The sequence below is a fragment of the Pontimicrobium sp. IMCC45349 genome (assembly GCF_047219225.1).
In the GTDB taxonomy this organism is placed as follows: Bacteria; Bacteroidota; Bacteroidia; order Flavobacteriales; family Flavobacteriaceae; genus IMCC45349.
On the sequence record NZ_CP178208.1, the window covers coordinates 765,030 to 788,620 of the forward strand.

Sequence of the window (23,591 nt, forward strand, 5' to 3'; positions counted from 1 at the left end):
TTGCAGCACCTTAAAACAAAATACAATTATGTCTATAGCAGATTTTTTTGACAGTGGATTCAAAAAACGTAACGAAGATCATTTTGCAGCTATTGTAAGAGTTGCCATGAGCGATGATATTATCACTGAAGAAGAAAAGGCCTTCTTAGATAGATTAGCACATAAGTTAAATATTTCTGAAGCTGAGTACAAACAAATTTTAAAAGATTACAAAACACACCCAATTAACCCTCCAACTAGCTATGACAAACGTTTAGAACGTTTATTTGATTTAGCGCGTATGGTTTGGGCTGATCATATTGAAGGTGAAAAACAAATAAGAATGTTAATTCGCTTAGTTGTAGGTCTTGGTTTTCATTCTAAAAATGCAAAATACATTACGCACAAAGCTTTAGACTTAGTACATGAAGAAGTTGACTTAGACACTTTCATGGATGAGATAAAACATATGAATAGATAATTTTCTATTTATTACCATATAAAAAAAAGGCAACCAATTGGTTGCTTTTTTTAGTTTTATTTATTACTAGCTTATTTAGCTTTTTGCATAAACTCTTCAGCTTTCTCAACCATATTTTTACTACCACATAAAAATGGTACGCGTTGGTGTAACTCTGTTGGTTCAATGTCCATAATTCTATTAAAACCATCACTTGCTTTTCCATTTGCTTGTTCTGCTAAAAAAGCCATTGGATTACACTCATACAATAAACGTAATTTACCATTAGAATTTTTTGAACTTTTTGGATACATATAAATACCTCCTTTAATCATATTTCTATGGAAATCGGACACTAATGACCCAATATATCTAGAAGTATAAGGCCTATCACCTTCTTCCTCTTGACAGTACTTTATATAATCTTTAATTCCTTGTGGAAAGTGAATGTAGTTTCCTTCGTTTACTGAGTAAATTTTTCCGTTTTCAGGAAACTGCATATTTGGATGCGATAAATAAAATGTTCCAATAGCTGGATTTAATGTAAAGCCATTAACACCATCGCCAGTAGTATATACCAACATTGTTGATGTACCGTAAATAATGTAGCCTGCGGCTACTTGCTCACTACCTTTTTGCAGAAAATCTTCCATAGTTACTGGAGTTCCTATTGGAGTTACACGTCTGTAAATAGAAAAGATAGTTCCTACAGATACATTTACATCAATGTTTGACGAACCATCTAATGGATCAATTAAAACCACATACTTATTTTGATGATTCTCATCTTGACTATTAATAGAAACATAATGGTCTTCTTCCTCACTTGCAATACCACAAACAATATTCCTTTTAGTTAATGTTTGAATAAACTTTTCATTAGCATAAACATCTAACTTTTGTTGGTCTTCACCTTGAATATTAGTATCTCCAGCAGCTCCAATAATATCAACTAATCCAGCTTTGTTCACTTCGTGATTCACCACTTTTGCTGCTAAACGCAATGAGTTAATTAATCGTGAAAGTTCTCCAGAAGTATATTTGAAAGATGCTTGATTTTCAATAATAAACTCTCCTAATGTTTGGTTTTTCTGAGACATGTGTGTTTGTGTTGTTTGGTGCAAATATCGTATTTTTTAATTCAACTAAATCGATTTCGTAAAAAATTAATTATGCCCTGACAATCGCTTTAATTATATTTGATTTTATTTATATTTTATGAGTTATAAAATTCGTAATGCTGTTGCTAACGATATGCCTCAAGTACTTGATTTAATTACTGAGTTAGCAGTTTTTGAGAAAGAACCAAACGCTGTTGAAGTTACTATTGAGCAACTACAAAAAGATGGCTTTTCTAACAAACCAGCTTTTCATTGCTTTGTTGCCGAAGAAGGAAAAACCATTCTAGGTATAGCACTCGTATATTTAAGGTACTCTACATGGAAAGGCATTGTTTTGCATCTTGAAGATTTAATTGTAAGTCAAACGCAAAGAGGTAGAGGTATTGGAACAGCCTTATTAGATGAAGTTGTAAAACATGGTGCTGCTTTAGGTGTAAAAAGGATTAGTTGGGAAGTTATTGATTGGAATGAACCTGCTATAAAATTTTACGAACAAAAAGGTGCTAATGTAATGAGAGATTGGGACGTAGTACAGCTTGATGAACAAGGGATTAAAAATTATTTATCAAAGTTAAATTAATGCACGTATTTAAATTTGGAGGCGCATCTGTTAAAGATGCAAATGGCGTAAAAAACCTTGTCAAGGTTTTACAAAAAGTAGGATATAACAATACTCTGGTAGTTGTTTCAGCTATGGGAAAAACCACTAATGCCCTTGAAGTTGTATTAGATAATTACTTTAACAACAAAAAAGAATTGCAAAGTTCTTTACAAGATGTAAAAAAATACCATAACTCTATTTTACTTGATTTATTTGAAAACGAAAATCATCCTGTTTTTAGTAAAGTAAGCGCGCTTTTTAAAGAATTAAATATATTTTTTGATAGAAATAAATCTCCAGATTACAATTTTGTTTATGACCAAGTTATTTGTTTTGGTGAACTGGTTTCAACAACCATAATAAGTTATTACTTAAATGATATTGGATTAAAAAATAATTGGCTGGATGTAAGAGAGCTTATTAAAACTGACAGTTATTATAGAAGTGCTAAAGTAGATTGGGAAGCCACTCAAAATTTAATTTCTACCAAAGTAAACTCTAAAACATTAAATATTACTCAAGGATTTATTGGTAGTGACGACCATAATTTTACAACTTCATTAGGAAGAGAAGGAAGCGATTATAGTGCTGCAATTTTTGCGTATTGCTTAAATGCCAAAGACGTTACAATTTGGAAAGATGTTCCTGGAGTTTTAAATGCTGACCCAAGACATTTTGAAAACGCACAATTGCTACATCAAATATCTTATAGAGAAGCTATTGAGTTAGCTTTTTATGGTGCTTCAGTAATTCATCCAAAAACCTTACAACCATTACAACGTAAAGAAATACCATTATATGTAAAGTCTTTTCTTAATCCTGAAGCTAATGGTACTTGTGTAGCGAAAGGCAAAGATTTAGAACCTGAAATCCCTTGTTTTATTGTAAAAAAGAATGAAGTGCTAATATCGTTATCATCTTTAGATTTTTCATTTATCATGGAAGATAGTATAAGAGATATATTTAATTTACTACACCAATATAAAATGAAGGTAGATGTTATTCAAAACTCTGCTATTAGCTTTTCGGTATGTATTGATAATAATTACAACAATTTAGAAACTCTTTTACAACAATTAAGAGCTAAATTTAAAGTTACACATTATGAAAATGTATCATTATTTACTATCAGACACTATAACTCTAACGCTATTAAGACGTTAGAACAAAACAAAACAGTTTTATTAAAACAAGTTTTTGGAGATACTGTTCAAATTGTAACAAAGTAAGATAAATAGTGTCTTTACTGATGTAAAAAAAAATGATTAGGTTTGTAATTCTGTCAATTTAAAATCAAAAATGGGACTAGTCACAGCAAAAGAAGTAGCCAAAGCAATAAAAGCCGATAAATATGGCTTTATAGGCACTTTTTTTGGTTGGATTATAATGAAGGTTTTAAACATCTCCACTATTAATAAGATTTATAACAGAAATAAACATCTAAAAGATTTAGATTTTTTAAATGCCCTTTTAGATGATTTTCAAATAAAATTTGAAATTCCTGAGGAGGATTTAAAACGCCTTCCTAAAGATGGTGCTTATATTACCGTTTCAAACCATCCTCTTGGAGGTATTGATGGTATTTTACTATTAAAATTAATGATTGAGCAACGTCAGGATTTTAAAATTATAGCTAACTTTTTACTCCACAGAATTGAGCCTTTAAAACCCTATATCATGCCTGTAAATCCTTTTGAAGATAGAAAGGATGTAAAGTCTAGTATTGCAGGTTTTAAAAATTCAATTTTACATTTAAAAAATGGACATCCATTAGGTGTTTTTCCTGCTGGAGAAGTATCTACTTATAAAGACGGAAAACTAGTTGTTGATAAACCATGGGAAGAAGCAGCTATGAAACTGATAAAAAAAGCTGAAGTTCCAGTTGTTCCTATTTATTTCCATGCTAAAAACAGCCGTTTATTTTATAGATTATCAAAAATTAGTGATACGCTTAGAACTGCTAAACTACCATCGGAATTATTAACACAAAAACATCGTGTTATAAAAGTACGTATTGGTAAGCCAATTACTGTAAAAGATCAAAAGGAACACAGTTCGCTTTCAGATTTTTCAGAATTTATCAGACGTAAAACATATATGTTATCTAATGCATTTGATAATCCTAAGATTTTAGATAACCTATCATCTCAATTAAAAGTTCCAAAAATCCCACAAAAAATTGTAACTCCTGTTGATCAAGATGTTATGATTAAAGAGGTTGAAACTTTAAAAGATGGTAATCATAGACTTTTAAAAAGTAAGAACTACGAAGTTTACCTAAGTCCTGCTTCTGAGGTTCCAAACATATTAAGAGAAATTGGTCGTTTACGCGAAATTACTTTTAGAGAAGTTGGAGAAGGTACCAATGAAGCTATTGACTTAGATAAATTTGACACTTATTATCACCATATGTTTTTATGGGATGATGACAAAAAAGTAATTGCAGGTGCTTACCGAATGGGATTAGGTGCTAAAATTTTTGAAAAGCATGGTATAAATGGGTTTTACCTTCAAGATTTATTTAGGTTTGAACCTGAGCTTTATAAAATGATGAGCCAATCTATAGAAATGGGTCGTGCTTTCATTATAAAAGAATACCAACAAAAACCAATGCCTTTATTTTTACTATGGAAAGGTATTGTTCATACCACATTGCGCTTCCCAGAACATAAATTCTTAATTGGAGGTGTGAGTATTAGTAATCAATTTTCAAACTTCTCAAAATCGTTAATGATTGAGTTTATGAAATCTCATTATTACGATCCTTATTTAGCACAATATGTGCATCCAAAAAAGGAGTTTAAAGTTAAGTTGAAAGATGCTGATAAAGATTTTGTTTTTGATGCTACTGAAGCCGATTTAAATAAGTTTGATAAAATTATTGACGAAGTAGAACCAGGAGCATTACGTTTACCTGTGTTACTTAAAAAGTATATTAAGCAAAATGCTAAACTTGTAGCATTTAATGTAGACCCTTTATTTAACAATGCAGTAGATGGCTTGATGTATATTAAGATTGCCGATTTACCTGAAAGTACTGTGCGTCCAGTTATGGAAGAGTTTCAAGCTGAGTTGGAACGTAAGTTTTCTGGACAGAGTGAAAATGTAGATAAATAGTTTTCTGCAAAAAAACATAAAAAAAGGCTTCTACAATTTGTAGAAGCCTTTATATTTTAGCAACATCCAGAACTTGGTGAGCAACAAGAAGCATCGCTTGTTACAACTTCCTTTTCTTCTGGAATTCCACAAAGCTCTTTAGCTTTACAATCTGTTTTTTCTATTGCTAGTTTTACAATCAAGTTATTGTCTCTAATTTCAAAATCGTTTACAAACAATTGTGCTGTATTAAATGTAGCATTGCTATATTCAAACTTTACCTCAGCATCCATATCAAATGGTTTCATTCTTCCTACTTTATTTAGTATAGCTAACGCTTTAAAAACGGTCATATATTCACGTTTTCCGATTTCTTTTGGACTTTCCCAAAGTTGAATAATGGTTTCATTCCAAGCATCTGTTCCTGCTCCACAATCAACCGAATCAATTTTCACATGCTTTACTTCAGTAATATGATAGTTTGCACCAACAAAAGCATTTGGTAAATACTCAAATAACAATGATTTGTCTTGATGCGCTTGTAATGTGTTGAATAATTCTTGTGTTTTCATCTGTATTAAATTTTGGTTGCCTTATTAGCAACAATTAGATTTAGTTGTATTAAAAAATGTATTTAATTGTTGTTGGAGTTCATTCCAACGTGTTACGTTTATGCAATAGCACATGCGTTTACCTTCTATTTCTCCTTGTAATAAGCCAAGGCTTTTAAGTTCTTTTAAATGTTGAGAAATGGTTGCTTGAGCAAGTCCAATTTCTTCTACCAAATCATTACATATACACGATTCTTGTTTACTTACATATTGTAAAATAGCAACACGTGCTGGATGTCCTAGCACTTTAAAAAATTGTGCTAATTGATTTTGTTGTTCTGAAAATATTTGCGACTTCGTTGTTCCCATATATCATATTTTAATATTGCAATATTACGATAATAAATTAAAACAAAAAAGCCAGAATTTATATTTCTGACTTTTTTAACTTTTACTTACCACAAAAAGAATATCATTATTGCTGTAATGAGAATCAAAAAAACAATAAGTTGTTTTATCAATCGAGCTTTCTGTTCAGACTTAGCCTTATCTCTTATTTGTTGTTTAATTTCATTTAATTCTTCAATTGGAACGGTTTTAAATTGTGGTTTAAGTTTACTTGCACTTGAAAAATGTTTTGGGTTAGGATTATCCTTAAACTTTCTTCTTTGTGATGGTCTTTGTGCTCTATTTTGATTAGAGCGATTTATCATATCTAAAATGTGTCCTGCTCCTAAACCCATAAATTTAACATCCTAAAACCAAGATTTCTTTCCAGCTTGATATGTATTATAGAAATCGGCATCGGTTTTAGTTAAATAAATAATACCTTCAACTAAACCTATTAATCCTGAAATTGCAGAGGTAATTCCACAAGTAAAAAACCCAAGAAGTCCTAAAACTAATAGTATTACTCCTTCTTTATTATATCCAAGGATAAATTTATGTATTCCTATCCAACCTAATAAAATCCCTAAAATACCAGCTAATACTTTTTTGTTATCTCCTGATGCGCTATCAAAAGCTTCTTTGGCGCTATCGGTAAACTCCTTAGCACTTTCTTTAGCATCTCCAGCAAATTCACTAGCCTTCTCCTTTGCTTCCTTAGCAAACTCACTCGCTTTTTCTTTGGCTTCTTTACCAAATTCTTCAGCTTTCTCTGCTGCTTTACGAACACCTTCTTTAGCGTCGCCTAACATATCTTCTAAATCGTCTCTTAAATCTTTATTATCGTCTGACATCTTATATAAATTTTAGTTGTACATAATTTTTACTGAAAAGCACTATCTACAGGCTCCCATAGTTCTATTTTATTTCCTTCTGGATCTAAAATCCATCCAAATTTGCCGTAATCGTACTCTTCAACTTCACCTACTACAGTAACACCTTCTTCTTTTAATGTTGCTAGTAATTCATGTAAGTTTTCGACGCGAAAATTCATCATAAATTGTTTTTCGCTAGGCTTAAAGTACGTCGTATCGTTTTTAAAAGGTGACCATTGTGTAGAACAATCATTTCCTTCTTTATCTTTCCACCAGAAAGTACAACCGTAGGCATCTACAGGTAATCCTAGGTGTTTACCATACCATTCTTTTACTTTATCTGGATTTTCAGTTTTGAAGAAAAAGCCTCCTAATCCTGTAACTCGTTTTTTCATCTCAGTAATATATATGTGTATTGTTATTCAATTTTGTTACAGTTACTTCTTTTTACTCTTATAAAGGTCTTCATAAAGTTGTATCCATTCATCTGCGCTAACTTTAGCTGTTAGTTCGCCTATTAAATCAAAAGGAATATCATTCATACGTTTAAAACGCACACAACTTTTCCCCATATCTAACTTATACTTACAACGTTTGGCATACTCGGTTATAAACCATTCCATCAAATCTTTTTTTGCATATAGTACCATACTATAAACTGCAATAAAGTTTTTTTGCGAAGCCAAATTCATAAATGGCAATGGTAACTCTGGCGTACAATGGTAACCATCTGGGTATTTACTATGCGGAATTACATAACCTATCATGCCATAACTCATAGCCTCTTCTACATCTTTAGGAAGGTTATCTAAAATTTGTTGCCTTAGCTTTTGAAGTGGTTCTTTTCTATCTTCTGGAATTTGAGATATATAATCTTCTGGTGAATCTGCTTTATACTGCATTTTACATGTTTTAGAACATGTAATTTACAAAAAAATTGCTTTTATCTTATCAACAATAGTTTGTGCTAGCTTAATTTTACTCTCTATTGTCCAACCAGCAACATGAGGCGTTAACAACACATTTGGTGCTTTAATTAAATATTGGAATGCTTCTGGTAGTTGATTGTCGCTAAACATATCTTCAAACGAAGATTTTTCGTATTCTAGTACATCTAATCCTGCTCCTAAAATTTTACCAGATTTTAATGCTTTTACTAAATCCTTAGTCACAACGCTTTTGCCTCTTGCTGTATTTATTAACCAAAAAGGCTTTTTAAAACTATTAATAAAATCGTCATCAATCATATTAATAGTTAATGGGGTTTCTGGTGTATGCAAACTCAATACATCTGCTCTTTCTTGGAGTTCGCTTAACGACACTTGAGTAGCATTAGCATTCCCTAAGTTATCTTTTATATCGTAACACAAAACTTCTACATCAAAACCTCTAAGTTTTTTTGCAAACGCATTTCCCATATTACCATAACCTATTAACCCAACAGTTTTCCCATCTAACTCAACACCTCTATTGGCTTCACGTTGCCATCGACCATTACGTACCTCACTATCTGCTGTATTGAGTTTATTAAATAAAGATAATAACATTCCTAAAGCATGCTCTCCTACTGCATTTCGGTTACCTTCTGGTGCAGAAATGAGTTTAACACCTTTAGATTCGGCATACTCACAATCTATATTTTCTAAACCAGCACCTACACGTCCAATAAATTTTAGGTTGGTAGCCTTGTCCAAAAATTGTTTATCAATTTTAAAACGACTACGAATAATAAAACCATCATACTCGTGAATCTTAGCTTCAATGTCTTGTTTTGAAGACGTATAATCTTCATGATTAGTAAAACCTAAGTCGTTTAATTGACTTAATAATAATGGATGATTGGTATCTAAGTGTAGGACTTTCATTTACTAAATTTTAGGATAATGTGTTTGTGTTTTTTCATGCACTACGTTTCCTGTATGGGCAGTCGATAGCTTTTCGAATAGTAAGACGTGAACTTCTTCGTTATCTTTAGTCATTGGATTGTGCTCAACACCTTTAGGTACAACAATTATTTCGCCTTCTTTTACTATTTCAGTACGATCTCTAAATTGCATATACAAAGTGCCTTTTACTACTTGAAACAACTCGTCTTCATCCTCATGAGCATGCCATGTAAACTCACCTTTAATTTTAGCCAGAAGCACTTGCATATCATCTACTATTGCAATTTGATGTGGATGCCAATTTTTAGAGAACTTAGAGAATTTATCCTTAATATTTATTGATTTCATAAAGTGAGTTTAATTTTAATGTAATACATGAGAAATCTCACATATGTTCGATATGACATCTAAGTATTAAATACCTAGAATTAATTTAGCTATCCAGAAGTAAATAAGAATTCCGAAAATATCGTTACTAGTTGTAATAAAAGGTCCAGTTGCAATTGCTGGATCTATACCTCGTTTATTTAAAAACAATGGAATAAATGTACCTATTAAACCTGCGACAATAATAACCACAATAAGAGATACTGAAATAGCTAATGCTCTATTAACTTCGCCATAATAACCCCAAACAAACAAGAATAAAAATAAGGCTAGAATAATCCCGTTTAAAGTTGCCAAAAGCATTTCCTTAATTAATCGATTATTAATACTACCCTTAATATCATCGTTTGCTAAACCTTGTACTATAATTGCACTTGATTGTACTCCAACATTTCCAGCCATAGCTGCAATAAGAGGTGTAAAGAAAAATAGCACTGCATATTTACTAAAGATATCTTTGAAATCTTCCATAATCAAGAAAGCGCCAACACCTCCAACTAGTCCTAAAAACAGCCAAGGCAAGCGCGCTTTTGTTAAAGCCCAAATACTATCTTCGGCATCAACATCTTGTGTAATACCTGCTGCTAATTGGTAATCCTTTTCGGCTTCTTCTTTAATTACGTCTACAATATCATCAATTGTAATACGTCCTAAAAGTCGCTTTTCATCATCTACAACAGGCACTGCTTCCAAATCATATTTTGCCATGATTCTTGCTACTTCCTCGTCATCATCATTAACATGTACCGAATCTACTTTTGGAATATAGATGTCGGCAATTTTACTTTCGTTTTTAGCAATAAGTAAATCCTTTAATGATAGTCTACCTATAAGCTTTTCTTCTTTGGTTACTACATAAATGGAATGTACACGCTTTACATTTTTAGCTTGTGCTCTAATTTTACGAAGACATCCTGCTACTGTCCAAGTTTCATATACTTTTACCAGCTCCTTTGCCATTAATCCACCAGCAGTATCTTCTTCATAAGTCATTAACTCCTGAATATCTGCAGCAAAGGTTTCGTCTTCAATCTCTGCAATTACAGTTTCCTTACGTTCTTCAGGTAACTCATCAATTAAATCTACTGCATCATCTGTATCTAACTCTTCTAGCTCTTCGGCAATTTCTTTAGCAGAAAGATTGTTAAGGATTTTACTACTCACATCTTCATCTAACTCCGAAAGGATATCAGATGTTTTTTCACTGTCAAGTAGTTTAATAACGTAGGTTGCTTGATCTAAACTAAGTACGTCTAAAATTTCAGAAATATCGGCATAGTGTAACTCATCAAAAAATGCTTTAGCTTCAACATCATTTCTTGAATCTACAAGATGCTCTACTCTTTCTATAAGCTCATCGCTTATCTCAAAGGCAATATGTTCTTTGTTTTCTTCCATGTAAACAAAATGCCAATTATAAGGTTAGTTAATTTTAAACGTCGTCCTGAATTAATTTGGTAAGTTCAATAAAAGCCTCAACACTTAATTGTTCTGGACGTTTGCCAAATATAACATTTGCTTTTAAATTATCAGAAAGATTAAATGTTTTTAAACTATTACGCAATGTTTTTCTGCGTTGCTGAAATGCTTGCTTTACTACTTTAAAGAATAATTTTTCATCACATGGTAAATCAAAATTCTCTTTTCTTATTAGTCTAAGTACTCCAGAATCTACTTTTGGAGGCGGATTAAAAACTCCTGGAGGTACTGTAAACAAATACTCAGCATCGTAAAATGCTTGCGTTAATACTGACAATATTCCGTAAGTTTTACTTCCTTCCTTTTCACAAATGCGTTGTGCTACTTCTTTTTGAAACATACCTGAAAACTCAGGAATTTGATGACGCATTTTTATAGTTTTAAAAACTATTTGTGAGGATATATTGTATGGAAAATTTCCTATAACAGCTAAAGGTTCTTCTTTAAATACTTCATTTAAATCGTATTTAAGAAAATCTTTTTCGATAATTCGAGGCGCAAGATTTAAGTAGTTTGCTTGCAGGTATTCTACCGACTCCGAATCTATTTCTATAACATACGTTGCAATATCTTTTTCTAAAAGATACTTGGTAAGCACTCCCATTCCAGGACCAATTTCTAACACATTTTTATAACCGTTTAAGGTTAATGTATCAGCTATTTTTTTTGCAATATTTTCGTCTCGCAAAAAATGTTGTCCTAGATGTTTTTTAGCTTTAACTGTCATACACTAATAATTAATGTGTTGTTATATATTTAAATATACATACTCTTACCGAAATGTTCTTTTAATTAAGTGAAATTTACCGCATATTGATCTATTACCTCTAATTCGGTTCTAAAGGCTAACATTTTATCGGCAAACTTTTTCAAACCTTCAGTTCTTAAGCGTTCTGCATCGTCTTTATAATAAGCCTCTAATGCTGCTCTAGAGTAAGACTTGTATTGAATAGAGTAAGTGTGTCCTTCCATTTCTTCATCTACCAATATTTTACTAAAAGTGGCTCCTTCAAATTTACCTGTTGCTAACACTTCTGGAATATGCTTTTTAATCCAATCTAACCATTCTTCATGAATAGACTCATCAACATTAACTGTTACGTTGTATATTATTTTACTCATTACTTAGTACTTAGGTTTAAACTTAAATATAGTGTGTACTACAATACTTTTGCAAATAACAGAAGTTCTTCTCCATCATCAAAGGGTTTTACCTTTTTTTGTAGTTTAAACCCTAATTTTTCAATGAGTTTGATTGAATTTTTATTTATCGGTAAGGTAATAGCTGCAACTCTATTAATTTGAAAACTAGATTTTGCTAGCTCTAATATTTTCACAGAAGATTCGTATCCAAATCCTTTTCCTTCAAACTGAGGTAACATGGCAAAACCTAAATCTACATCATCTAATGTGTCTCGTTTTATTAAGCCACAGGTTCCAACAGGAATGTTTGAGTCTTTAAGTGATAATTTATAAAACCCGAAACCAAATTCGTCATAACTTTTTAAGGTACCTTGTTTTAAATAATCTTCAGCATCTTTAACTGTTTTAAGATTTCTATCTCCTATGTATTTAATCCAGTTTGGTGAATTTGTGAGTTCTAAAAAGAAAGGAGCATCTGCTAATGTAAACTTTGATATTTGTAGTCTTGAAGTTCTGGTAGGTAACATATATTATTTTAATATTATTACAGCAATAACAATAGTAATAATCATTACTAATATATAGGCTATTATCTCTTTTTTCTTATGATTTTTAGCCGAAAGCCTAATTTCCTCTTTCTTCTTTTTTAGCTCAACACTCGAAAGCTTTTTGAAGTTAAACTCATCAGCATTATCAAAACAATGATCTAAAGTCTTATTATTAAACCTCTTCTTTTGCTTTTCCTTTCTTTGTTTGCGCCTTAAAACAGTTGCCTTAAAATGTCCTAAACTACCATTCATTAATTTTTCTAGTTAATATCGTCTCCACGAAGTTGCCTAAACTTTTTACGAGCTTCTACAAAGTATATACTATCTGCATGATTAAAGATTATTTGCTCATATAATGGTTTGGCTTTCTCTGGTTGCTCAAATACATTTACATATAATTCTGCTAAAGCATATAACGCATCATCTGCTAAAATATCATCTCTATAATTAGCAATAATGCTTAAATAATTAGCCTCAGCTTTTTCAAAATCCTTTTCCTCTTCATAAATCTTAGCTTGTAGCAATAATGCTTGATCCATTATAGATTCTGTTTTATGATTAGCAATAATTTGATCTAAAAGTGTTAATGCTTCTTTTTTCTTATTCTGAAATATGTATAAATCTGCTTTAGAATACAGTTTTAATGCTGTGTGTGTAGAATCGTCTAATTTATTATCTGATATCAATAATTTTAAATCTAATGCATCATTAGCAATAAGCTGAGAAGTAGATGCTTTTAGTATTTTTAACTGTGATTCTGCCCATTTAAAATCACCTTTATAATAACTTGTTTTGGCTACTCTAAAACGTGCTTGTTGAGATATTTTACTATTCTTTAAACTAGTTTGTATTTGAGAGTAATAAATAAGTGCTTCGTTAAATTTTTCTTGCATTACCAATACATCACCTAGTTTAAGTTTTAACTTACCTTGAGATACTCTTGGTAAGCTACTGTTTAATGCTTGCTTTAAAAAAGTAATAGCATCGTTTGGTTTATTTAAATAAAACGCCAAAAAGTGCGCATACGATAATTGCAACTCGACTGTATCTGCATGTATACCATAATCCCTCAACAAACTTTCATATTGTGCCTTTATATTATCAAACTCCTTTTGATTATTTGTGTCTTGAGCAATTTCCAATAACTGTCTATGAGATTCTAAAATAATTGAGGTATCAAAGGCTGTTTCTATAAGATAATTAAATATTGATGTAGCTGTTTCTACATCATTTTCATCTTTAGCCATAAGACCTAAATCAATAATACCTTGTAAGGATTCTTGCTCTCTTTTATAAATAGCCTTTTCTTGAGCGAAAGCCTTATTATATTGTCGTTGTTGAATAAACAACCAACTCAATAATTGGTTCCATAATGTATTAGGTTCAGTTTGTATTTTTTTGAGTAATACTTTACGTAAAACAATGTTGTTTTCGTTTTCAGCATCATCAGTTATATAATCACTAAATGCTCTTTTTGCTTGATTTATATATGCCTTATTAGTATTAATAAAACTCACATAGCTATTAAACATTTTTTCAGTTTTTTGTTGCTCGCCATAAATTTTGGCTAACTGAAAGTGATAATTAGACTTAGGCCTAAGTTCCATAGATTTTTCATAGACATAAACTGCATTATCTAATAATGAACGTTCCTCAAAGCGTCTAGCTACATAAAATCCATATACAGGGTTTTCTTCTATTTTAAGCTTAGCTTGGTTATAATAATAATCGGCTTGTTCTTGATTATTCTGTAATTGGTAGTTATAACCCAACTCTACAAGATATTGAGGATTTTTACTTTTCTTAATTTGATTTTGAATTAAGGCTTCGGCTTCAGGAAACTGTTCTAATTGTTGATAGATTTCTATAATTCTTAATAAATACTTAGAACTGCCCTTATTATTTTCATACAGTTTTTGATAGGTTACCAAAGCTTTTTCGAACTCGCCTCTCTTAAAATAATCTTTAGCAAGGTCATCTTCCTCTTGTGCAGATAGATTAAAACAACAAAAACATAATATGATAATTAGTAACCTTTTCATTGATTGGGTTTTTGTAAATATAATAAATGTCTTTTGGAGTTATTGTGAATGTTATTATAAAAAAATGCCTGAACAAAGTTCAGGCATTGGCCAGCCAAAATAAATGTGCTATTAATCATATTTTTCGAAATGATTCAATTATCCTGTTGGTCTAATTTATCTTAAGAGATTTTTCAATCTGGGCTTTCTATAATACTACTTTTACTATTAATACTACCAAAGCAGCTAATAGTAATATGCGTTTTACATTTTTCATATTAGTAGGTTAAACATTGGTAGTTCTAAATTCACCATTTTTTTTGAAATCACAAAGAAAATAGCGAAATATTCGTCAAACAGCGTGTTTTTTTAGCATTTTAACGATAAAAGTACTGATTTTGTTTAACCTTCTAACTAATCAATAATAGAAAAACCTGTATATGGTACTAATACTTCTGGTATTACAATACCTTCATCAGTTTGGTAGTTTTCTAATATTCCAGCTAAAACTCTAGGTAATGCTAAAGAACTTCCGTTTAATGTATGTGCTAATTCGCTTTTACCTTCACTATTTTTAAAGCGTAGTTTTAAACGATTAGCTTGGAATGTTTCAAAATTTGATACAGAAGAAATTTCTAACCATCTATCTTGAGCTGTAGAAAAAACTTCAAAATCAAAAGTTAATGCTGCTGTAAATCCTAAATCACCTCCACATAATCTTAAAATTCTATATGGTAATTTAAGTTCTTGCAAAATGGTTTTAACATGTTCTACCATTCCATCTAAAGCTTCGTAAGAACGTGTTGGGTGTTCTACTCTTAATATCTCTACCTTATCAAATTGATGTAATCTATTTAATCCTCTAACATGAGCTCCATAACTTCCTGCTTCTCTACGAAAACATGGTGTGTATCCTGTAATTGCCTTAGGTAAGTCATTTTCTGATAATAATTCACCTCTAAAAATATTAGTTGCTGGTACTTCAGCCGTAGGAATTAAATATAAATTATCTCCAGTTACATGATACATTTGCCCTTCTTTATCTGGTAACTGTCCTGTTCCAAAACCTGATGCTTCATTTACCAAATGAGGCACTTGCATTTCATGATATCCAGCAGCAGTATTTTTGTCTAAAAAATAATTTATTAAAGCGCGTTGTAATCTAGCTCCTTTGCCTTTATATACAGGGAATCCTGCTCCAGTAATTTTATTACCTAGCTCAAAATCTATAATATCGTACTTCTTTGCTAACTCCCAGTGTGGTAAAGCATTTTCAGATAACTTAGGAATATCACCTTCTCTAAAAACCTCTTCATTATCTTCATCCGTATTTCCATTTGGAACAGAATCATGAGGTACATTAGGTATTTTATATAATAACTCCTGTAACTTTTCTGTAGTAGCATTTAAACTTTCAGAAAACGTGTTTTTATCTTCCTTTAAAGTAGCTGTTTTTTCTTTAAGAATATTTGCCTTTTGTGCTTCACCAGATTTATAAAGCATCCCTATTTCTTTGGACAACGCATTCATCTCTGCTGAAGCATTATCAAACTTTGTTTGTAGGCTTCTACGTTGTTCATCTATAGAAATTACTTCTGCAATCATTTCTTTAGCATCTATATTACGTTTTGTTAAACGTTCGATAACTAATTCTTGATTGTCTCTAATAAAAGGTACTTGTAACATTGCTTAAAAATTTAAGCGACAAATTTAAACAATTACTAAGAAAACTAATCTTGTTTTGAAGGTAAAATCCAATCACTATGCTTAAAAGCATCCCATTTTACAGATGCTAGGTCTATTTCTGGATTTATAAGTTGTTGAAATGGTCTTCCGTTTACTTTAATAAAACAATCTACATACACTTCAACATCTTGCCCTTCTTCTTTAAATTTACTTTTTAAATACTGTGAAAATTGCCAAATTACATCTGGCTTAGTAGATGCTATATTAATTTGTTTACGAGTTAAAAAGTCGGACAGTTTAACAGGAATTGTTTGACCTGTCTCTTTATTAACCACTTTATAATTAGCATATCCACTTTTAACTCTTAACATCATTCGCCAAGAAAGACGATGTCCTTCTTCTGTCCACAACACATCATCCTTTATTACCCAATGTCTTAATGGTAATAGGATATGAATAGTAAAATAAATTACAAATACTGTTATACCTAGCTTACTTGTATTAGGTATTATAACATCTTGCTTATTATATAAAGGCTTTTGTTTTAGAAAAATATTTCTGATGGTTTTTGGCTCAAAAAAGAACATACATAATGCTAAAGACATGTATGGAAAAATTCCTATTTGAAACACTATAGAATTAAACAAATGAAAAAAGACTGATGCAACAAAAGCAAGCTTTCTTGTTGGTTTATATAGTAATAATGGTACCACTAATAAATCAAATAGAATACCTGAATAAGCTAATACATAGTGTAACCATTTGGTTTGTAAAAAATCCCCTATTAACACATAGTCCTTCTTCCCTTTCATAAACAATTCAATAGCAGTAGTATCAATCCAATCAGGATACCATTTAGCTACCGAAGCATAAGTATAAACAATACCCATTTGTACTATAAACAATAAAGAACACCACTGTGGCATACTATATTTAACAATTGAAGGATTTTGTTTAGCATCAATTGAATAATATCTATTAGCAGGCATTATTGCCATAAACAATGACAAAAAAACTAACAAATAATAATGGTTATTATATGACGATTTTTGCATTAAATACACAAAAGTCCACATTACAGTAAAGCCAATAATACTAAACCTATACTTATAACCTAACATAATACCAAAACCAAAAACACCCATAATTGCAAAGTATATGTACATTCCAATTCCTGGTAAAGGTTGAAGCCAATCAAAAGAAATAAAAGAAAAAGTAAACTCAGGTTCGACTAAAACGCGTTTTACCCAACCAGTTAAAATAGCGCCAAATGACTCAAAGATAATTAAGAGCCCAAAAAAGACTCTAAATACAATTAAAGCACTATTATCAATTTGTTTAAATAAAATACGATTAAGCATTGTTTATATATTCTATAGCTAACTGTTTGTCTTTTTGAAGTTGGTCTTTTAACTCTTTAATAGACGCAAATTTTCGCTCATCCCTTAAACGTTGTAATATTTCAACTTTAATATTCTTATCATAAATATTATTATTAAAATCAAAAAAATGAATCTCAATAGATTGAGTATTACTAGAATCTACCGTAGGATTCACGCCTATATTCATCATTCCAAAAACTTCGGTATTTTCTATATTAGCCTTTACAACATATACACCATCTTTAGGTATTAACTTATAATCTTCTTCTATATTTAAGTTAGCTGTTGGGAAATTAATTTGCTTTCCTAAGCCCTTTCCTTTTACTACATTGCCATTAAGCATGAAATTATATCCTAAAAATTGATTAGCGGCCTTTATATCTCCAGCTATAAGTGCTTTTCTAATTTTTGTAGAACTTACAGCTACTTCATTAACTTCTTGAGCAGTAATTTCTGTTACTTTAAAATCATAAATCTCTCCAAACTCTTTTAAATCATCAATGTTTGCTGTTCTATTTCTACCAAAATGATGATCATAACCAATAATTATATGCTTTACATGCAATTTCTTAACCAATACATCTCTTACGTATTCCAATGCTGATAAACGTGAAAACTCCTGCGTAAATTCTTTTATTACTAGATGGTCAACACCAAAATCGCTTAATAAATTTGCTTTCTCATCTATAGTATTAATTAATTTAATTCCAGCATCTTTTTGAAGTACCATTCTAGGATGTGGAAAAAAAGTAAGTACCACTGCTTTTAAGCCATCTTTTTTTGCAATTTTTGTTAGACGACTTATTATTTTTTGATGTCCATGATGCACACCATCAAATGTACCAATTGTAACAATTGAATCAGAAAGAATATTATAATCTGATGCATTTTTTATTTTCAACACAACTATTTTTATGATTGAAACGAATATAAAAAAAAGAGGATTGATTACTCAATCCTCTTTAAAATATTTATAATTATAAATCTTATTTCTTAACAAATGGTAAAGAAACAGAATTATTGTCTTTAGTTATTTTAACAAAGTACATTCCATTGCTATAAGCAGATGTATCAATAGTTAAATCAGAAATAGCTGAAATTTCATTTTGAGTAACTAATTGACCAATCATATTATATACTTGGTAAGAATCTGGAAGATCTCCTGTATTAGCTAATTTAATATTTAATACATTAGTTGCTGGGTTAGGATATACTCCTATTCCGCTATTAGCAAAATAATCATTAATTCCTAAAGCAAATGTAGATACATTTTGAGTTTCTGTATCAGAGAACTGTCCACCTGAAGCTATTAAAGTATTATCATCAGCTCTTAATTCATAAGATCCATTACCCCAATCACAACATATTCCATCTCCATATCCATCATTAATAATAAAAGCATAACACTCATCAGGTACTACATTAAATGAATCATTAATTACTGTTCCCTCAGTACCATCAGTATAAGGACCACCACTATATAATAATGCATTAGAAGAATCTCTAAATTCCCATGTTGTTTCAGACCCATACTGGTCTAAAGTTAATGCTAAATGCACTTGAGTAGTTGTAGCAAAAGAATCAGATCCATTAAAGCTTTCATTAGCTGTATCATTACAACTTCTTGCATCAGGATTCCCATTTGGATTATTAATAGACACGTTTAAAGTGTGGCTTCCACCTGAAGCTGAGAATGTTGGTAAAGTTACTGTTGTAAACTCTCCATAAGCTAAGTTACCACTCCACATATAATCTGTTGACGCACCGCCATCAACATCGTAAGTAATTGTTGCTGACATTAACGCCACTGTTCCCCAGTTAGTTATTCTAACTGTAGCATCAATATCTGGACTACAAGGGATAGTTGCAAGTTCTTCAATTTCAATACTTCCATCATCACTAACATCAGCTAAAGGCGTACATGCGTTTGATGTTGCTGTAGATGGTCTGTTTGCAGCACTTCCCATTGTAGCTAAAATTCTAGCTTTTTGATCGTTAGTAAATACATTCATACAAGCATCATCTGAATAATCCATATAGTTTTCAACCATATCAATATCTCCACCAGGGCAAGAATCTGTACCTGTAGGACATCCATAATTTGGACCAGCAATTGGAGGTGTATCTGCACAAAAATCATCACTAGCACATCCACCTTGGAATGTATGATATAAACCTAAATAATGCCCAACTTCGTGAGTCATTGTTCTACCTAAATTAAACGGAGCAGGTAATGTAACACCTGCAGCATCATTACTTCCAAAAAAAGTATAATTAGAAACTACTCCATCAGATTCAGCTGGTCCACCTGGAAATTGTGCGTACCCTAATAAACTACCATCAGAAAAATTAACAGACCACATGTTCATATATTGAGAAGCATCCCAATAAGTAGCTGGCTTCAATACTGTATCTGTATTTCCTCCTGGTCCAGACCAAGATGTACTAACCGCAGACATATCTATTCTATCAATACCATTAGTTACACATCCATCAGGAGTTCTTTGCGCTAAACAAAATTCAATTTCAACATCTGCTCCATCTGGATCAGTATTAAATCCGTTTGTTCCAGCCATTCTTCTAAAATCCTCATTCATTACTGTAATTTGAGAAATAACTTGAGCGTCAGAAATATTTGCTCCTGTTCCAATTGGCTCTCCATTGTGAATAACATGCACTACTACAGGAATTGTATATAGTACACTTCCGTCTGGATTAGCAGCACGTTGCGCTTTGACTGCTGCTACTTTTGGTGCAATCCAATTTTCATAATAATCACTACCCATCATCCTTGGGCTATTTTCTAAAAGTGCAGCATTATATTCATCTGTTGCACAACGAACATGACCGTCAGGAGTAGTCTGAGCATTGTCAATTAAAGTACCTTTAGTTTGCGCATTAAGTGCTGTAAATGACACTAATACAAACAAAAAAAGGAATTTTTGAGTAAAGTTTTTCATAATATAATTTTGTTTTCCTTTATGAGTTTATTAAATATTCGTTAAAAATAGTAATTAATATTCAAAAATGACAAATTAAAAGTCTTAAAAGCTTAAGTAAAACAAATACTAATTATTCATTTTTACCTCTTTAAATTTCAATTAAAATCAATTATTACTCATAAAATTTGAGATTACTATAATTATGTCGAAAAACAACTTCAATCCTTAACATTTATTTTCCATTAAAACTATTCATAGTATTATTTACTCCTGCTAATACAAAAGATTTAATAAGTTCCACGCTTTTATCTAATCGCTCCGGAAGTTTTTCAAGTTCCTCATCATTCCACTTACCTAAAACATAATCTACCTGCCTACCTTTACTAAAGGTATCGCTAATACCAAATCTAAACCTATTGTATTTTGTAGTATTCAATTTATCTTGAGTATCCTTTAACCCATTATGTCCTCCATCACTCCCTTTTGTTTTTAACCTAATACTTCCAAAAGGTAAATTCAAATCATCAGTAACAACTAATAAATTCTCTAGTGGTACTTTCTCTTTTTCTAACCAGTATTTTATAGACTTACCACTTAAGTTCATATATGTACTAGGTTTTAAAAAAATAAAAGTTCTTCCTTTTAGTTTATATTCTGCTTTATCGCCTAGTTTATCCGTAACAAATGAAACTTCTTCTTTTTTAGCAAAATGGTCTAATATTTTAAACCCAATATTATGCCTCGTATCAGCATATTTTTCACCTATATTACCTAAACCTACTATTAAAAACTTTTTCATATTAATTTCATCATAATTTTGATTATGATGTTTTCTTTTAAAAATCCAATTAAAAAAATTACACATATAATAAGATAACTGTGTAAAAATAAAAAAGCATCCTGAAAAATCAGAATGCTTTCTATATATTAAGTATAAACTACTTATTCTTCTGTTGCTTCTTCTGCATCATCATCTTCTTCAATGTTAGCAGCACTCATAGATGCTCTAGAACGCTTCACTTGACATACTACTGTGTTATCTGGGTGCATGAATTTGTAATCATCATTAGCTAATTCAGTAATATAAAGTTTACCTCCAATTTTTAAGCTTGTAATATCAGCTTCAATAAAATCTGGTAAGTTTGTTGGTAAAGCTTTAACTCTTAACTTACGTCTGTTTTTACGTAAAGAACCACCTGCTCTTACACCAACAGAATTTCCAACTATTGATACTGGAATATCCATTGCTATTTCTTTATCTTCAAATAACTGATAGAAATCTATATGTAAGATTTTATCTGTTACAGGGTGAAATTGAATATCTTGTAATACTGCATTATAAGACTCTCCTCCTTCTAAGGCAATCACAACTGTATGCGCATTAGGCGTGTATACAAGTTTTGAGAATGCCAATTCGTTTGCTGAGAAATGTACTGGCTTATCTCCTCCGTATAATACGCAAGGAACCTGTCCAGCATTACGTAAGGCCTTTGTTGCTTTTTTGCCTACGCTTTCTCTTTTCGATCCATTAATTGTAATTGATTTCATTTTTAAAATTTATGTTGAATAATTATTTACATTATAAACTTTGAGCTAATTGACTTATTGTGATGTACATTTTGCATTACATCGGCAAATAAATTAGCACAACTTAGCACTCTAATTTTATCACTTTCTTGTGATAAAGGAATAGAGTCTGTTACTATTAATTCTTCTAGTTTAGAATTTTCTAATCTTTCGTAAGCACTTCCAGACAAAATAGGATGTGTACAAATAGCTCTTACACTAAGTGCTCCACGTTCCATCATTAAATCTGCTGCTTTAGTAAGTGTTCCTGCTGTATCTACCATATCATCAACTAACACAACATTTTTTCCAGTCACATCTCCAATTAACTCCATATGGGAAATAACATTAGCTTTTGCTCGCTGCTTATAACAAATAACAACATCGCTCTCTAAAGCTTTAGAATAAGCATAAGCTCTTTTAGAACCTCCCATATCTGGAGATGCTATAGTTAAATTATCTAATCCTAAACTCTTTAAGTATGGTAAAAATATTGTTGATGCAAATAAATGGTCAACTGGTTTTTCAAAAAATCCTTGAATTTGATCAGCATGCAAATCCATAGTTATGATACGAGTAGCTCCTGCTGTTTCCAACATTTTCGCTACTAATTTCGCTGCAATAGGAACTCTAGGTTTATCTTTTCTATCTTGTCTTGCCCATCCAAAATAAGGGATTACAGCTGTAATATGTCTTGCTGATGCACGTTTTGCCGCATCCAACATAAGTAACATTTCCATTAAATTTTCTGAACTAGGATTTGTAGATCCAATGATAAAAATTCTCGTTCCACGAACAGATTCCTCAAAAGATGGTTGAAATTCACCATCACTATAAGTAGATGTTATTACATTCCCCATTTCTGCACCAAAAGCGGCTGCAATTTTTTCACCAAGTACTTTACTTTGTGTACATGCAAAAATTTTAGGTTCTAGTACTGCGTTAGACATTGTATTATCTTGTTTTATAGTGATTTATAATCTGTTTCTTAAAACGAGGTGCAAATTTATAAATTTATTTGAACTCTTAAAGGATAAAAGCACTAATTTTAATAGGTATAAGTAAATTATTTTATAATTTTGCTGCTCATTTTTGCTCAAGTGGCGGAATTGGTAGACGCGCTGGATTCAAAATCCAGTTTCTTCGGAAGTGTGGGTTCGATTCCCACCTTGAGTACTTACTTGCAAATCAAAGCTTTACACCTAAAATGTAAAGCTTTTTTTATTCCTTATTTTTCAAAATCCAGTAAAACGCCATGAAAAACGCCATAAAACACAACTTCAAAATTACTTCTCAAAAACGTTAACAACTGACCTATAGCTAATTACAAAACATTAAATAAAACACACTGGACTGCTTATCTTTTTAAGACACCCCACCTTCAAACTATACTTGTAAAATCAAATGCTAAATTTTATTGGATTTTTCTTACTTAAAAATTTAAACTAAAATCTTCGAAAGATTCTAGATTTAGAAACACT

At 31.1% G+C, this 23,591-nt stretch carries 26 protein-coding genes and 1 tRNA gene; 5 read left to right on the top strand and 22 right to left on the bottom strand.

Annotation, left to right across the window (positions count from 1 at the left end):
- Window positions 1-28 precede the first annotated feature (28 nt).
- Window positions 29-460 (top strand): TerB family tellurite resistance protein, encoded by a 432-nt coding sequence (locus ACLII3_RS03580; protein ID WP_412986537.1) that lies wholly within the window; start codon window positions 29-31, stop codon window positions 458-460.
- Between the two features lie 71 nt (window positions 461-531).
- On the opposite strand, the gene fbp is transcribed toward ACLII3_RS03580, so the two are convergent.
- Complete coding sequence (fbp, locus tag ACLII3_RS03585; protein WP_412986539.1) at window positions 532-1,539, bottom strand: class 1 fructose-bisphosphatase; 1,008 nt, start codon at window positions 1,537-1,539, stop codon at window positions 532-534.
- Window positions 1,540-1,657: 118 nt separating this feature from the next.
- On the opposite strand from fbp, the gene ACLII3_RS03590 reads away from it, so the two are divergent.
- The 3 genes from ACLII3_RS03590 to ACLII3_RS03600 all read left to right on the top strand — a co-directional run bounded on the left by ACLII3_RS03590 (window position 1,658) and on the right by ACLII3_RS03600 (window position 5,278).
- Window positions 1,658-2,140: an N-acetyltransferase family protein gene (locus tag ACLII3_RS03590; RefSeq protein WP_412986541.1), complete on the top strand. Its 483-nt coding sequence runs from the start codon at window positions 1,658-1,660 to the stop codon at window positions 2,138-2,140.
- The gene (locus tag ACLII3_RS03595; protein WP_412986543.1) at window positions 2,140-3,390 is read left to right on the top strand and encodes an aspartate kinase; all 1,251 of its coding nucleotides are present in this window, start codon (window positions 2,140-2,142) and stop codon (window positions 3,388-3,390) included. Before ACLII3_RS03590 ends, ACLII3_RS03595 begins: the two co-directional genes overlap by 1 nt.
- Before the next feature lie 70 nt (window positions 3,391-3,460).
- Window positions 3,461-5,278, top strand: a complete 1,818-nt coding sequence (locus tag ACLII3_RS03600; RefSeq protein WP_412986544.1) for a GNAT family N-acyltransferase — start codon at window positions 3,461-3,463, stop codon at window positions 5,276-5,278.
- Between the two features lie 56 nt (window positions 5,279-5,334).
- Here the strand turns inward: ACLII3_RS03600 and ACLII3_RS03605 are convergent, their stop codons facing one another.
- From ACLII3_RS03605 to ACLII3_RS03705, 21 genes are all read right to left on the bottom strand, one after another.
- On the bottom strand, window positions 5,335-5,829 hold the full coding sequence (locus tag ACLII3_RS03605) for a DUF6428 family protein (RefSeq protein WP_412986545.1): 495 nt from the start codon (window positions 5,827-5,829) through the stop codon (window positions 5,335-5,337).
- Between the two features lie 24 nt (window positions 5,830-5,853).
- Window positions 5,854-6,177, bottom strand: coding sequence for an ArsR/SmtB family transcription factor (locus ACLII3_RS03610; RefSeq protein ID WP_412986546.1), 324 nt, complete (start codon window positions 6,175-6,177; stop codon window positions 5,854-5,856).
- An 86-nt stretch (window positions 6,178-6,263) separates the two neighbouring features.
- Window positions 6,264-6,551, bottom strand: a complete 288-nt coding sequence (locus ACLII3_RS03615; RefSeq protein WP_412986547.1) for a hypothetical protein — start codon at window positions 6,549-6,551, stop codon at window positions 6,264-6,266.
- A 12-nt stretch (window positions 6,552-6,563) separates the two neighbouring features.
- Window positions 6,564-7,049, bottom strand: a complete 486-nt coding sequence (locus ACLII3_RS03620; protein ID WP_412986549.1) for an NINE protein — start codon at window positions 7,047-7,049, stop codon at window positions 6,564-6,566.
- A 29-nt stretch (window positions 7,050-7,078) separates the two neighbouring features.
- Window positions 7,079-7,465, bottom strand: a complete 387-nt coding sequence (locus ACLII3_RS03625; RefSeq protein ID WP_412986550.1) for a VOC family protein — start codon at window positions 7,463-7,465, stop codon at window positions 7,079-7,081.
- 42 nt (window positions 7,466-7,507) lie between these two features.
- The gene (locus tag ACLII3_RS03630; RefSeq protein WP_412986551.1) at window positions 7,508-7,972 is read right to left on the bottom strand and encodes a DUF1801 domain-containing protein; all 465 of its coding nucleotides are present in this window, start codon (window positions 7,970-7,972) and stop codon (window positions 7,508-7,510) included.
- A 24-nt stretch (window positions 7,973-7,996) separates the two neighbouring features.
- Window positions 7,997-8,935 carry a 2-hydroxyacid dehydrogenase gene (locus ACLII3_RS03635; RefSeq protein WP_412986552.1) on the bottom strand — a complete coding sequence of 313 codons (939 nt, stop codon included), beginning with the start codon at window positions 8,933-8,935 and terminating at the stop codon, window positions 7,997-7,999.
- A 3-nt stretch (window positions 8,936-8,938) separates the two neighbouring features.
- Window positions 8,939-9,304 (bottom strand): cupin domain-containing protein, encoded by a 366-nt coding sequence (locus ACLII3_RS03640; RefSeq protein WP_412986553.1) that lies wholly within the window; start codon window positions 9,302-9,304, stop codon window positions 8,939-8,941.
- A 66-nt stretch (window positions 9,305-9,370) separates the two neighbouring features.
- Window positions 9,371-10,741, bottom strand: a complete 1,371-nt coding sequence (mgtE, locus tag ACLII3_RS03645) for a magnesium transporter (RefSeq protein WP_412986554.1) — start codon at window positions 10,739-10,741, stop codon at window positions 9,371-9,373.
- A gap of 34 nt (window positions 10,742-10,775) precedes the next feature.
- Window positions 10,776-11,549 (bottom strand): 16S rRNA (adenine(1518)-N(6)/adenine(1519)-N(6))-dimethyltransferase RsmA, encoded by a 774-nt coding sequence (gene rsmA / locus ACLII3_RS03650; RefSeq protein WP_412986556.1) that lies wholly within the window; start codon window positions 11,547-11,549, stop codon window positions 10,776-10,778.
- Window positions 11,550-11,614: 65 nt separating this feature from the next.
- Window positions 11,615-11,944 (bottom strand): DUF4286 family protein, encoded by a 330-nt coding sequence (locus tag ACLII3_RS03655; protein WP_412986559.1) that lies wholly within the window; start codon window positions 11,942-11,944, stop codon window positions 11,615-11,617.
- A 38-nt stretch (window positions 11,945-11,982) separates the two neighbouring features.
- Window positions 11,983-12,492 carry a GNAT family N-acetyltransferase gene (locus ACLII3_RS03660; protein ID WP_412986560.1) on the bottom strand — a complete coding sequence of 170 codons (510 nt, stop codon included), beginning with the start codon at window positions 12,490-12,492 and terminating at the stop codon, window positions 11,983-11,985.
- A 3-nt stretch (window positions 12,493-12,495) separates the two neighbouring features.
- Window positions 12,496-12,765, bottom strand: coding sequence for a hypothetical protein (locus ACLII3_RS03665; RefSeq protein WP_412986562.1), 270 nt, complete (start codon window positions 12,763-12,765; stop codon window positions 12,496-12,498).
- An 8-nt stretch (window positions 12,766-12,773) separates the two neighbouring features.
- Window positions 12,774-14,555: a tetratricopeptide repeat protein gene (locus ACLII3_RS03670; protein ID WP_412986563.1), complete on the bottom strand. Its 1,782-nt coding sequence runs from the start codon at window positions 14,553-14,555 to the stop codon at window positions 12,774-12,776.
- Between the two features lie 393 nt (window positions 14,556-14,948).
- A complete protein-coding gene (gene serS, locus ACLII3_RS03675) occupies window positions 14,949-16,220 on the bottom strand; it encodes a serine--tRNA ligase (protein WP_412986564.1) in 1,272 nt (423 codons plus the stop codon).
- Between the two features lie 44 nt (window positions 16,221-16,264).
- Window positions 16,265-17,581, bottom strand: coding sequence for an HTTM domain-containing protein (locus ACLII3_RS03680; RefSeq protein ID WP_412986565.1), 1,317 nt, complete (start codon window positions 17,579-17,581; stop codon window positions 16,265-16,267).
- The gene (locus ACLII3_RS03685) at window positions 17,574-18,506 is read right to left on the bottom strand and encodes a bifunctional riboflavin kinase/FAD synthetase (protein WP_412986567.1); all 933 of its coding nucleotides are present in this window, start codon (window positions 18,504-18,506) and stop codon (window positions 17,574-17,576) included. Before ACLII3_RS03685 ends, ACLII3_RS03680 begins: the two co-directional genes overlap by 8 nt.
- A gap of 82 nt (window positions 18,507-18,588) precedes the next feature.
- Window positions 18,589-20,562, bottom strand: a complete 1,974-nt coding sequence (locus tag ACLII3_RS03690) for a M43 family zinc metalloprotease (protein WP_412986568.1) — start codon at window positions 20,560-20,562, stop codon at window positions 18,589-18,591.
- A 214-nt stretch (window positions 20,563-20,776) separates the two neighbouring features.
- The gene (gene pth, locus ACLII3_RS03695) at window positions 20,777-21,343 is read right to left on the bottom strand and encodes an aminoacyl-tRNA hydrolase (protein ID WP_412986569.1); all 567 of its coding nucleotides are present in this window, start codon (window positions 21,341-21,343) and stop codon (window positions 20,777-20,779) included.
- Between the two features lie 143 nt (window positions 21,344-21,486).
- Window positions 21,487-22,092 carry a 50S ribosomal protein L25/general stress protein Ctc gene (locus ACLII3_RS03700; protein WP_412986570.1) on the bottom strand — a complete coding sequence of 202 codons (606 nt, stop codon included), beginning with the start codon at window positions 22,090-22,092 and terminating at the stop codon, window positions 21,487-21,489.
- A gap of 26 nt (window positions 22,093-22,118) precedes the next feature.
- Window positions 22,119-23,060, bottom strand: a complete 942-nt coding sequence (locus ACLII3_RS03705; RefSeq protein ID WP_412986572.1) for a ribose-phosphate pyrophosphokinase — start codon at window positions 23,058-23,060, stop codon at window positions 22,119-22,121.
- A gap of 144 nt (window positions 23,061-23,204) precedes the next feature.
- On the opposite strand from ACLII3_RS03705, the gene ACLII3_RS03710 reads away from it, so the two are divergent.
- A tRNA-Leu gene (locus ACLII3_RS03710) sits at window positions 23,205-23,286 on the top strand.
- Window positions 23,287-23,591: the final 305 nt, after the last annotated feature.